The organism is Pseudomonas hormoni (assembly GCF_018502625.1).
In the GTDB taxonomy this organism is placed as follows: domain Bacteria; phylum Pseudomonadota; class Gammaproteobacteria; order Pseudomonadales; family Pseudomonadaceae; genus Aquipseudomonas; species Aquipseudomonas hormoni.
The window spans coordinates 5,373,467-5,385,347 of the sequence record NZ_CP075566.1; the positions used below are offsets into that span (position 1 = coordinate 5,373,467).

At 60.0% G+C, this 11,881-nt stretch carries 13 protein-coding genes; 5 read left to right on the plus strand and 8 right to left on the minus strand.

What is annotated here, in order from left to right; all coding sequences use genetic code 11:
- Positions 1–237: 237 nt before the first annotated feature.
- Positions 238–912: a ribose-5-phosphate isomerase RpiA gene (rpiA, locus tag KJF94_RS25015; RefSeq protein ID WP_214379594.1), complete on the plus strand. Its 675-nt coding sequence runs from the start codon at positions 238–240 to the stop codon at positions 910–912.
- Positions 913–1,036: 124 nt separating this feature from the next.
- Here the strand turns inward: rpiA and KJF94_RS25020 are convergent, their stop codons facing one another.
- The 4 genes from KJF94_RS25020 to KJF94_RS25035 form a co-directional block, all read right to left on the minus strand.
- The gene (locus KJF94_RS25020) at positions 1,037–1,954 is read right to left on the minus strand and encodes an SdiA-regulated domain-containing protein (protein ID WP_214379596.1); all 918 of its coding nucleotides are present in this window, start codon (positions 1,952–1,954) and stop codon (positions 1,037–1,039) included.
- 129 nt (positions 1,955–2,083) lie between these two features.
- Positions 2,084–3,013, minus strand: coding sequence for an SdiA-regulated domain-containing protein (locus tag KJF94_RS25025; protein WP_214379598.1), 930 nt, complete (start codon positions 3,011–3,013; stop codon positions 2,084–2,086).
- A 266-nt stretch (positions 3,014–3,279) separates the two neighbouring features.
- Positions 3,280–3,945, minus strand: a complete 666-nt coding sequence (locus KJF94_RS25030) for a fumarylacetoacetate hydrolase family protein (protein ID WP_149416311.1) — start codon at positions 3,943–3,945, stop codon at positions 3,280–3,282.
- 36 nt (positions 3,946–3,981) lie between these two features.
- The gene (locus KJF94_RS25035) at positions 3,982–5,376 is read right to left on the minus strand and encodes an FAD-binding oxidoreductase (RefSeq protein ID WP_214384953.1); all 1,395 of its coding nucleotides are present in this window, start codon (positions 5,374–5,376) and stop codon (positions 3,982–3,984) included.
- Between the two features lie 207 nt (positions 5,377–5,583).
- Between KJF94_RS25035 and serA the strand changes: the two genes are divergently transcribed.
- Positions 5,584–6,813, plus strand: coding sequence for a phosphoglycerate dehydrogenase (gene serA / locus KJF94_RS25040; protein WP_084320376.1), 1,230 nt, complete (start codon positions 5,584–5,586; stop codon positions 6,811–6,813).
- Between the two features lie 63 nt (positions 6,814–6,876).
- On the opposite strand, the gene KJF94_RS25045 is transcribed toward serA, so the two are convergent.
- Positions 6,877–7,302, minus strand: coding sequence for a DUF4399 domain-containing protein (locus KJF94_RS25045; protein ID WP_214379600.1), 426 nt, complete (start codon positions 7,300–7,302; stop codon positions 6,877–6,879).
- Between the two features lie 136 nt (positions 7,303–7,438).
- Here KJF94_RS25045 and KJF94_RS25050 point away from each other — a divergent pair, with 136 nt between their 5' ends.
- Positions 7,439–8,023 (plus strand): transporter substrate-binding domain-containing protein, encoded by a 585-nt coding sequence (locus KJF94_RS25050; RefSeq protein ID WP_214379602.1) that lies wholly within the window; start codon positions 7,439–7,441, stop codon positions 8,021–8,023.
- Positions 8,024–8,155: 132 nt separating this feature from the next.
- Here KJF94_RS25050 and KJF94_RS25055 read toward each other — a convergent pair whose 3' ends face one another.
- Both KJF94_RS25055 and KJF94_RS25060 read right to left on the minus strand, forming a co-directional pair.
- On the minus strand, positions 8,156–8,641 hold the full coding sequence (locus KJF94_RS25055; RefSeq protein ID WP_214379604.1) for a 2-thiouracil desulfurase family protein: 486 nt from the start codon (positions 8,639–8,641) through the stop codon (positions 8,156–8,158).
- Positions 8,642–8,643: 2 nt separating this feature from the next.
- A complete protein-coding gene (locus tag KJF94_RS25060; protein ID WP_214379606.1) occupies positions 8,644–9,276 on the minus strand; it encodes a 2OG-Fe(II) oxygenase in 633 nt (210 codons plus the stop codon).
- Positions 9,277–9,384: 108 nt separating this feature from the next.
- On the opposite strand from KJF94_RS25060, the gene KJF94_RS25065 reads away from it, so the two are divergent.
- A complete protein-coding gene (locus KJF94_RS25065; RefSeq protein WP_214379608.1) occupies positions 9,385–10,137 on the plus strand; it encodes a DUF2059 domain-containing protein in 753 nt (250 codons plus the stop codon).
- A gap of 105 nt (positions 10,138–10,242) precedes the next feature.
- Here the strand turns inward: KJF94_RS25065 and bipL are convergent, their stop codons facing one another.
- Complete coding sequence (gene bipL / locus KJF94_RS25070; protein WP_214379610.1) at positions 10,243–11,190, minus strand: phospholipase BipL; 948 nt, start codon at positions 11,188–11,190, stop codon at positions 10,243–10,245.
- Positions 11,191–11,287: 97 nt separating this feature from the next.
- Here bipL and KJF94_RS25075 point away from each other — a divergent pair, with 97 nt between their 5' ends.
- Positions 11,288–11,869, plus strand: a complete 582-nt coding sequence (locus KJF94_RS25075; RefSeq protein WP_214379612.1) for a DUF6436 domain-containing protein — start codon at positions 11,288–11,290, stop codon at positions 11,867–11,869.
- The last annotated feature ends 12 nt before the right edge of the window (positions 11,870–11,881 follow it).

The window sequence follows — 11,881 nt, forward strand, 5'->3', positions numbered from 1 at the left end:
CACCATCGAACCCTTGTGGCGAGGGAGCTTGCTCCCGCTGGAGCGCGAAGCGGTCCCCGGCATTCTTTCAGACATACTGTGCAAACAGGTTTTGCGACTGCTACGCAGTCGAGCGGGAGCAAGCTCCCTCGCCACAAAAGCCAATCTGCCCCGCCCGCCAATCGGGCAATGACCTTCCCCGCCCCGACGCCTATAATGCCGGCCTTCGTTTCCCCCTTGCCCGCTTTCGGAGCCCGCATGACCCAGGATCAACTCAAACAGGCAGTGGCCCAGGCCGCCGTCGACTTCATCCTCCCGAAACTCGACGACAAGAGCATCGTCGGGGTCGGCACCGGCTCCACTGCCAACTGCTTCATCGACGCTTTGGCCCAGCACAAAGGCGCATTCGACGGCGCCGTCGCCAGCTCCGAAGCCACCGCCGCGCGCCTCAAGGGCCATGGCATTCCGGTGTATGAGCTGAACACGGTCAGCGACCTGGAGTTCTACGTTGACGGCGCCGACGAAAGCGACGAGCACCTGAACCTGATCAAGGGCGGCGGCGCAGCCCTGACCCGCGAGAAGATCGTCGCGGCCGTGGCCAAGACCTTCATCTGCATCGCCGACGCCAGCAAACTGGTGCCGGTACTCGGTGCATTCCCGCTGCCGGTGGAAGTGATCCCGATGGCCCGCAGCCACGTGGCTCGCGAACTGGTGAAGCTCGGCGGCGACCCGGTTTACCGTGAAGGCGTGTTGACCGACAACGGCAACATCATTCTGGATGTGTTCAACATGCAGATCACCAACCCGGTAGAGCTGGAGTCGCAGATCAATGCGATCGTCGGCGTGGTAACCAATGGGTTGTTCGCGGCGCGTCCGGCGGACTTGCTGTTGCTGGGCACCAGCGAAGGCGTGAAGACCCTGCGCGCCGAGTAAGCCAAATACAACCCCCTGTAGGAGCAGAGCTTGCTCGCGAAGGCGGTGTGTCAGTCGGCATCTCTATTGACTGACACACCGCCTTCGCGAGCAAGCTCTGCTCCTACAGGGGTTGGGGTGTTGGTCAGGGTTGTGCAGGTTTCTTGAAGACGTAGAACAGGTTCGGCTCGCTCACCAGGTACATCGTGCCGTCGTCATCCATGGCGATCCCTTCCGCTTGCGGGACCGTCTTCTGTAACCCCTGACGCCCTTTGTTCAATGACATGGTGCTCAGTGGTCGCCCGTCCACGTCCAGCTCCAGAATCAGTCGCGACTCGTCGGACAGCGCCAGCAAATGGCCGCTGCGCTCGTCGTATTGCAGGCTCGACAGGTCTCGGACAAACATCCCGGCATCGCGCTTGGGGTTGTTGACCACATGCACCGCGTAGGATTTCTCTGGGTTGTAATGCGGGAAGCCCTGCACTTCGTAGATCAGCATCGGGTCGCGCTCCTTGGCGACAAACAGACGCTTGCCCACCGAATCGTAGGCCAGGCCTTCAAAGCCCTTGTTGCCGCTCATGTGCACGCCCAGCGTCATCTGCTCGGCTTCCGCCGCGTCGAGGAACGTGGTGTCCTTTTCCAGATGAATCTTGATCAGCCGTTGTTGGCGCTCGTCAGTGATCACGTAAGTGTCGGCGCTGATGAACTCCACCGCCTCCGGATCACCGAAGCCGACCAGCGCGACACGCCGAATGATCTGGCCTTCCAGCGACAGCTCGATCAGTTCGGAGTTTTTGTTGGTGACGGTGAACAGGCTTTTGCGCACCGGATCGAAGGTCAGCGCCGATACATCGTCATCCAGGCCTTCGATGACCCGCCCCTCGACCGTGACCTGATAGTGACCCAGACCGATGGACTGCTCGCTCTCCGGCTGCCAGAACGTGTGCAGATTGAACCAGGTGCGCTCGAACAGCCGCAGGTACTGGCCGATCGCAACCAGCACGATCAGCACAATCACCAAAAGAATCAGCATCAGGGGTTTGGGGCGGGCAAGTCGGCGCATTCAGGCGAGCTCGAAATCAGGACAGGCGGATGAAATACCACGGCAGTCTGAATTGAAGCTTAATGGCCATTAGCCGGGGCCTACAACTGAGCGTCGCGTTTCCTACAAGATCGCGGATCAAGACACAGATCAGTGCTGCTTTTCGAAACGATAGAACAGGTTCGGCTCGCTCACCATGTACAGCGTGCCAGCATCGTCCATGGTCACACCTTCGGAACGGGGAATGGTCTTTTTCAGACCATTGAAGCCGCCCAGCAAGGTCATGAAACTCACCTGCTCGCCCTTCTCGTCCAGCTCCAGCAACAGATGGGAGTCGGCGGACAATACCAGCGTGTGTCGGGTGCGCGGGTCAATGGCCAGGGCCGACAGGTTGCGGATGTCCAGGTCGTCATTGGCCAGTTTCTGCTTGTCGCCGGTGAGCGTCAGGCCGTCGGCGCTTTTCCAGGTGAACAGCGCCGGCGGACGCTCCTCACCCAGCAGCATTTGCTGGTTGCGCGCATCCCAGACGACCGATTCAAACGCTTTGTTCTGGTCTTTCGAAGGACCAAGGTCGTACTTCGAGAAGTTGGCGATGTTCAGCTCGCGGGTATCGGCATCGACCTTGACGATGGTGAGCACGTGCTCGCGCTCATCAACAATCGCCAGCAGACCGTTGCCCATGACCGTCACCCCTTCCGGATTGCTCCAGCCCACCAGCGGCATTTTGCGCAGCACGTCGCCCTGCAAGGTCAGCTCGACCAGGAACGGGTTCTTGCCCATCACCGAGAACAGGGTTTTGGTTTCAGGGTTGTAGGCCAGGTCGGACGCTTCGTCCTTTTCCATCCCCGGCATTGGCTTGGCATCGATCACAGCGCGGTAATCCGGCAGCCAGATACTTTCCTGGCGTTCGGCCGGGCTTTCGAAACGCTCCAGCACCCAGAGCACACCGCGGTCATCCCAATGCATCGCAAACGCGAGGCCATACGCGGCGGCCACGGCCAGCAACAGCCAGTAATACCAGCGCATGAAAAAGCGCGGGCGACGGGCAGTTTTAAGCGTGGGCAGTGGTTGGGTGGCCATCAAGGATGCGTTCCAGAAATTCAGGCTAAGGGTAATAGCACAATTGGGACCGGCTCAGACGCCAGAAACCCTGGAATTATCCAGACAAGATGTGAAAAAAACGGCAAATGGCGGGATTGCCCTGCATGAGTGCTGAACTGAGGCCGCCAAAAACCACTGTGGGAGCGAGCCTGCTCGCGATAGCGGCGCAACATTCAACATGGATGTTGAATGTTATGCCCTCATCGCGAGCAGGCTCGCTCCCACAGGGTTAGGCGGTGTTGCGATTAGCGGACGCTGCTGGTAAAGCTGCTGGCGCCTGGCAATTCCAGTACCAGCTCATCACCAACATTCAACGGTCCAACGCCAACCGGCGTGCCGGTCAGGATCACATCACCCGCCTGCAGCGAGAAGCAGCCAGCCATGTGCTGGATCATCGGCACGATCGGGTTAAGCATCGCGCTGCTGTTGCCATCCTGGCGGACTTCGCCGTTGATGGTCAGGCGAATGCCGATGTCAGTCAGGTCAGCAAAGGTGCTGCCGGACACGAACGGCGCAATCACTGCCGCGCCGTCGAAGGACTTGGCGATTTCCCATGGCAGGCCCTTGGACTTCAACTCAGCCTGCTTGTCACGCAAGGTCAGGTCCAGCGCCGGCGCGAAGCCGGAGATTGCGTCGAGCACTTCTTCACGACTCGGTTTGGTCGACAAAGGCTTGCCGATCAACACAGCGATTTCCGCTTCGTAATGCACCGAGCCACGCTCGGTCGGAATGCTGAAACCACCTTCCAGCGGCACAACGCAACTGCCGGGCTTGATGAACAGCAGGGGCTCCGTTGGCACCGGGTTGTCCAGTTCCTTGGCGTGTTCGGCGTAGTTACGGCCGATGCACACCACTTTTCCCAGCGGGAAATGAATACGCGTACCGTCGACATACTGGTGCTGATAGCTCATTACCGACTCCTGGTTCGTAGCTCTTAAATTCAAACGTCAAACAGCGAAAATCTTGCCCGGGTTCATGATGCCGTTCGGGTCGAACACCGCTTTGACGGCTTTCATGTACTCGATCTCAACCGGCGAACGACTGTAGGTCAAGTAATCCCGCTTGGTCATGCCCACGCCGTGTTCGGCGGAAATCGAACCGTTGTACTTCTCGACGGTTTCGAACACCCACTTGTTGACGGTCGCGCACTTGGCGAAGAACTCGTCCTTGCTCAGGCTATCCGGCTTGAGGATGTTCAAGTGCAGGTTGCCATCGCCGATATGACCGAACCAGACGATTTCGAAATCCGGGTAGTGTTCGCCGACGATCGCGTCGATTTCCTTGAGGAACGCCGGTACTTTCGACACGGTGACCGAAATGTCGTTTTTGTACGGCGTCCAGTGGGAAATGGTTTCGGAGATGTATTCGCGCAGCTTCCAGAGGTTCTGCAGCTGGGTTTCGCTCTGGCTCATCACGCCGTCCAGCACCCAGCCCTGCTCGACGCAGTGCTCGAAGGTTTCCAGGGCGTGGTTGGCCACATCGATGGTGGTCGCTTCGAATTCCAGCAGCGCGTAGAACGGGCAATCGGTTTCGAACGGCGCCGGCACGTCGCCGCGCCCCATGACTTTGGCCAGGGCTTTGTCGGAGAAGAATTCGAAGGCTGTCAGGTCGAGCTTGCTCTGGAACGCGTGCAGCACCGGCATGATCGAGTCGAAATCAGCGGTGCCGAGGACCATCGCAGTGAGGTTCTTCGGGGCACGGTCCAGACGCATGGTCGCTTCGACCACAAAACCGAGGGTGCCTTCCGCGCCGATGAACAGCTGACGCAGGTCGTAGCCAGTGGCGTTCTTGATCAGGTCGCGGTTCAGTTCCAGCACGTCGCCTTTGCCGGTGACCACTTTCATGCCGGCGACCCAGTTGCGGGTCATGCCGTAGCGAATCACCTTGATCCCGCCGGCATTGGTGCCGATATTGCCGCCAATCTGACTCGAACCCGCGGAAGCGAAATCCACCGGGTAGTACAAGCCTTTTTCTTCAGCGACGTTCTGCAAGTGTTCGGTGACCACACCCGGCTGGCACACGGCGGTGCGGTCGGTCAGGTTCACGTCGAGAATCTGGTTCATGTAGTCGAAGGACACCACCACTTCGCCATTCGCAGCCACGGCGGCGGCGGAAAGCCCGGTTCGCCCGCCGGATGGCACCAGCGCCACCTTGTGTTTATTGGCCCAAAGGACGATGGCCTGGACCTGTTCGGTGGTCTTGGGAAACACGATGGCCGTCGGGGCCGGCGCGAAATGCTTGGTCCAATCCTTGCCGTAAGCATTCAGGGAGTCGGCATCGGTCAGCACCTTGCCAGGCTCAACCAGGGTCTTCAGCTCATCAATCAGCGCAGGAATGGTCATCGACAGAACTCTCGAACAATTCATGGTCATCCTGAGAACGCTTCACGTCGCAGGAATGAGTGTTTAGCGGGGCGCCTATGCTAGCATACCGACCCCGCAGGGTAGTGCCGAAAGGCTGTTCTGCGGCGACGGCTTACTTGCCGTCCGGGTCAGCTCCAGGCTGCTCCATTTCCTGCCATTTTTCTCCGGGATACAGGGTTTACGCAGATGAGCAAGACTTCTCTCGATAAGAGCAAGATCAAGTTCCTTCTTCTCGAAGGCGTCCACCAATCGGCTGTCGACGTTCTCAAGTCGGCGGGCTACACCAGCATCGAGTACCTCACTGGTTCTCTGCCGGAAGCCCAGCTGAAGGAAAAGATCGCTGATGCTCACTTCATCGGCATTCGCTCCCGCACTCAACTGACCGAAGAGATCTTCGATCACGCGAAGAAGCTCGTGGCTGTAGGGTGTTTCTGCATCGGCACCAACCAGGTTGACCTGAACGCTGCCCGCGAACGCGGCATCGCGGTGTTCAACGCTCCGTACTCCAACACCCGCTCCGTTGCCGAGCTGGTGCTGGCCGAAGCGATCCTGTTGCTGCGCGGCATCCCTGAGAAGAACGCTTCCTGCCACCGTGGCGGCTGGATCAAGAGCGCGGCCAACTCCTTCGAAATCCGTGGCAAGAAGCTGGGCATCGTCGGTTACGGCTCGATCGGTACGCAATTGTCGGTTCTGGCTGAAGGCCTGGGCATGCAGGTGTACTTCTACGACACCGTGACCAAGCTGCCACTGGGCAACGCAACCCAGGTCGGCAACCTGCACGAGCTGCTGGGCATGTCCGACATCGTCACTTTGCACGTTCCGGAAACCGCTGCGACCCAGTGGATGATCGGCGAGAAGGAAATCCGCGCCATCAAGAAGGGCGGCATCCTGATCAACGCCGCGCGCGGCACCGTGGTCGAACTGCAAGCCCTGGCGGACGCGATCAAGGACAAGCACCTGATCGGCGCGGCCATCGACGTGTTCCCGGTGGAGCCACGCTCCAACGACGAAGAGTTCGAAAGCCCGCTGCGTGGCCTGGACAACGTGATCCTGACCCCGCACATCGGTGGTTCCACCGCCGAGGCGCAAGCCAACATCGGTCTGGAAGTGGCGGAAAAACTGGTCAAGTACAGCGACAACGGTACTTCGGTATCGTCCGTGAACTTCCCGGAAGTGGCCCTGCCGGCTCACCCTGGAAAGCACCGTCTGCTGCACATCCACGAGAACATTCCGGGTGTGATGAGCGAGATCAACAAGGTCTTCGCCGAAAACGGCATCAACATTTCCGGTCAGTTCCTGCAGACCAACGAGAAAGTCGGCTACGTGGTAATCGACGTCGACGCCGAGTACTCGGACCTGGCGCAAGAGAAGCTGCAGCACATCAACGGCACCATTCGTTGCCGCGTGTTGTTCTGATCGCAACTTGAGCGACAAAAAAAGGAGACCCTCGGGTCTCCTTTTTCATGGGCGCTACTAACGTTACTTAACGTTGACGGTGATCTTCTCGGAGACGATCGGCGGATCGAAGGCCATGTGGTTCTTGTCGCCCAACTCCAACTGCAAGGTGTGCTTGCCAGGTGTCAGCGTCAGCTCGGCTTCTGTCTGCGCCTTGCCGAAATGAACGTGATTGGCATCTGCCGGGATGACGGCCCCTGCTGCAACTACGTCCTTGGCATCGACCAGCAAATGGTGGTGGCCAGTATTCTTGGTGGCATCGCCCGCTGGCGCCAACGCAACGTTCTCAACAGCGAATTTGATTTTGAAAGTTTGCGGGACAGTCCCACCATCTTTAGGAGAAACAATGGACACTTCAGCGCCCTTGGGTGCCGGCGTAGCCGCACTGGCCAGCACCGAAACGCCCATCAGCAGGCCCGCCAACGCAGCACGTGACATAAAGGTTTTCATTCTCTTCTCCAGTTTTTTCATAAAATCCGCACGACCATGACAACTTCACGGCCATTCGTTGTCGAAGGCTCTCGACAACCATAGCAAAGCGAGCCTGAACCAGCGCATCGCGATAAATGTATTCAAAGGAGTGACCATGCGCTTTCTGCCTGGCCTGATCTGCCTGCTACCCCTTCTGAGCCCTTTGGCTCATGCCGAACTGATTGACGATGTAAACGACCGCGGCGAATTGCGCATTGCCCTTGAGGCTAATACACCGCCCTTCAATTTCAAGGACGACGGCCAACTCTCGGGCTTCGAAGTCGAACTGGGCCAACTGCTGGCCAATGAACTGGATGTGCGGGCCGACTTTGTCGTCACCGACTCCAGCGATCTGTTGGCCGGCGTCGAAAGCGGCAAGTACGACGTCGCCATCAACCACATAGCAGTGACCCCGGAACTCAAGGATCGTTTCGACTTCAGCGAACCTTACATTCACACCAATTCGCAATTGATCGCGCAGAAAGAAGAGCCGCGTTCGATCCTGCTTGTGCAGTCGCTGACGGAAGAAAAACCGAAAACCGCCCCGGCTGTGAGCCTGGCGATTCCGTTTCAGAAGGGTAATCCGGCGTTCCACGCCAGCCTGGAAAGCGCCTTGCAGCGGATCAAGGCGGATGGGCGGATGGCGGCGCTGGAGAAGAAATGGTTTGGGGCGGATGCGAGCGTAGAACCGAAACCCTGATCTCAGGCTGATGAATAACCCTGTGGGAGCGAGCCTGCTCGCGATGGGGCCCTGTCAGCCGATAGAGATATCGACTGACAAACCGCTATCGCCGGCAAGCCGGTCTCGCTCCCACAGGGTTTGTGCAGGGCTTCACTCTTGCGCGACCAACGCTGCCGCCGCTTCAGGCAGTTCCAGCTCGCTGAACACTTGCACGCCATGGCGCTTGAGCAACGCAGCGGTGACACCTTCACCACTGACCTTCACTCCGCTGAACGTCCCGTCATAGGTCAGCAAATTCCCGCAAGACGGGCTGTTGGCCTTGAGCACGGCGATGCGGATGCCGTGTTTTTCTACCAGCTCCAGTGCCTGATAAGCGCCAGAAAGAAACTGCGCACTGACATCCTCGCCTTCGGTGGTAATTACCGCCGCCTGCCCCTCCAGCACGTCACTACCCTGCCCGCCCGGAATCTCTGCCGCCGCCCGAGGCGTCGGCAACCCGCCGGCGACCTCAGGGCACAACGGCACGACGCGGCCTTCGTCGAGCCACTGCTGAAGCTGATCGAACGGCCCGCTGGCTCCGCCGTCGTAACGCACGCGGTGGCCGAGCAGGCAGCGACTTACCAGGATTTTCTGCATGATCAGAAAGGCTCGTTGCCACGGCGCCGGAACCAGCCGGTCAATGACAGGCGATCACGGGTCGCGGGCAGGACTTCGTGGGGCACCTCGCCCGACAGGAACACCACCAGGCATCCGCCGGTAGGCACCACATCGTGTTCGACGCCATCCTTCAGGTACATGCGCAACTGACCGCCGTGCGCCGGCAACCAACCGTCGTTGAGGTAGACCACCGCCGAGACCATGCGTCGGTCGTCATCGCGAAAGCGGTCGACATGCTTGAGGTAGAAAGCACCGGGCGGGTACATCGCAAAATGGCTTTCGAAATCTTCCAGGCCCAGATACAAACCGCGATTCATGGCCTCGCGCAGGCTGTCCATCAACTGCAGATAGCTGTCGCATGCCAACGCCTGACCGGGCTCGATCCACTGGATCTTGTCGCCGCGAATCCCCTCGCGAATCTCCGATGTCGGCCCGCGGCCCACTGCGGCCGGGGCCAGTTCACCCTCGGCGGCACGTTTACGGCACTCAGCCGCCAGTTCTTGGGTCAGACCCAAAGGCAGGAAAATATTCTGCTGCGACCAGCCGCGTTCAGCCAGGTCGTCGACGATACGTAACAGCAGCGGGTGATCAGAGGATATTTGCATGGCGCGCATAGTATTCCTGTGCCCGAAAATCCGACAGAGCCGCACAGCGGCTTGATACGAATTCTCGACAAGTCTGTATGCCACACGGAGAATAGTCGCCTGCTGACAGGAGTCCCTATGCGCCGTTTGCTTTTTTCCCTGATGATGTTCTGCGTTTTGCCCGCCTGGGCAGACGGCCACGACCAGTTGTACAAGGTCGCCGGCTGGCCAGAACAACGCGCGCATTTCAGCGATGCCCTCTCCGCCGCTCAGCAGCGTTACCAGAAAAGCCTGCCGCCCGCCGTGTTTCAGGCGCTGGTGAACAACAGCAATCAGCGCTTTGCCCCGCAGGCCGTGGACCAGCGCGCCGAAGCGCAATTGCGCAAAACCCTCGCTGATCCGAAGCCTGCACTGGCCTTCTTCCAGTCGCCGCTGGGCCAGAAAATCGTGGCCGCCGAGCTGCTGGCGACCCGTCGTGATCAGTTGGCGAAGAACGCCAAGGGCCTGCCGAAGATTCAGGCCAGCGACAGCCGCACGCTGATCATCGGTCACCTCGCCCAGGCCTTGCCCGCGCGTGAGGCCGGGGCGGAAGTCAGCCTGGCGATTGCCGGCGTCGCGGCCGACAGCTTGAGTTCGATGATCCCCGGCCTGCTCGGCGGCGGTCAGGCGCAAGGTCTGTTGAACGGCCAGCGTCAGCGCTTGATGGATCAGATCGGCAGCGACCTGAACAACACGCTGTTGTATGTCTATCGCGACCTGACGGATAACGAGCTTGAGGAGTTTGCTACGTTTGCCGAGTCGGCCGAAGGCAAGGCTTATTACCAGGCGGCGCTTGCGGCGATTCGGGCGGGGTTGGCGGTGGGGCAGGATCCTTCGAATTTGACCCAGTAATGCTCAGCGTCTGAGAGGACGCTTTCGCGGGCAAGCCTCGCTCCTACAGGTCATGCGTGAACCCTGTAGGAGCGAGGCTTGCCCGCGAAGGGGCCGGAACAATCACTAAAGATTCCGGCCTTTGATCCGCTTGCTCAAAAACCCGAAATACTCCCCGCGCAACGCCACTGTCTCATTCGCCAAATGATGCCGAGCCTCAGGCAGCATCAACACCTGCGGCCGATCGAACTTGGCTTTCAACACCTCAAGGTTGTGCTCCCAATCCACCGTCATGTCCGCCTGCCCTTGCACGATCAACGGCTGCCGCATGCTGCCCGGAGCGGCTTCGATGCGCTTGATCCACCGCGCCAGCGCGCCAACCCAGGCCGTCGGCAGCCGCAGCGGCTGCAACGGGTCGGCTTGCAGGAACGGCAGGAAATCCGGGTCGTTGGAGTTCTCGCTGAAGCGCCGGGCGATGGCTTTGACGAAAGGCTTGAGCAGGTAATAACTGAGCTGCGACCACCCCCAGGCCCGCGGCCTCACCAATGGCGACAACAAAATCACCTGGCCCTGGGCCGGGCTGCTAGCGCCTTCATTCAGCACATGGTCGATCACGATGGCGCCACCGGTACTCTGCCCGCACAGGTGCCACGGCTGTGGCAGATCGAGGGATTGCGCCTCGGCAAACAGCCCTTGCAGCGTGTCCTGATATTCGGCGAAATCCTTGATGCTCGCCCGTTCGCCGCTGGACAGACCGTGCCCCGGCAAGTCGCAGGCGATCACCGCAAACCCCTGATCCAGGGCCCACTCGATCACATGCCGGTAAAGCCCGGTGTGATCGTAGAAACCGTGAAACACAAACAACGTCGCCTTCGCCCGTTCCGGCCACCAGAGCTGGCTGACCAGCTCATAACCGTCCACCTCGAAACGCCCCAGGCCACTGCGCAACTGACGCCCCGGAAAATCCAGGCCGTAGAACCGCCGGTACGCCAGCGCCTCCACGGACAGCGGCTGCCACTCGGCCAAAGGCCGCAGGCCGGCACGCAGATGATCAGGGTCGAAAGTGGCGGACATGGGCGATTCCAGAGCACGAAGCGGACTTTATAAGCCTGCGATATTCATCTGTCGCGGCAAGCATGGCAAGCTGGGCGACCTTCGAGGATCGACACCCATGCGTTCGCCCTACCGCACCCCACTGCTTGCCAGCCTGATCGCCCTCGTGTGTGCCGGTGTGTTGTGGGCGGCTTACGACTGGTTTCAGGGACGCTATCTGCGCGCGTTCAGCGAGCACACCGCGGTATTTTCCGGCGACCCGTTGCGCCTGCCCGACCACCTCGCCGGCCCCGGCGCGATCCGCCTCGTGCATTTCTGGGACCCGGCCTGCCCGTGCAACGTCGGCAATCAGCAACACCTGAGCGAACTGGTCGAGCAGTACGCTGCGCAGGGCGTCGAATTTTATGCGGTACAAAAGCCCGGCAGCCACGGCCAGTTGCCCAGCACCTTGAGCAGCCTGAAAACCATCACCGTCCTCCCAGGCTCGGAACAGATCCCGGCCAGCCCGGCCGTGGCGATCTGGGATCGCAGTGGCAAACTCGCCTACTTCGGCCCTTACAGCGAGGGCCTGACCTGCAATTCGAGCAACAGCTTTATCGAGCCGATCCTGCAAGCGTTGAACGCCGGCCGCGAGGTGAATGCCACGCACACTCTGGCCGTGGGGTGTTACTGCCCGTGGCCTGTCGATACAACGAAGTAGCGACAGATCAGG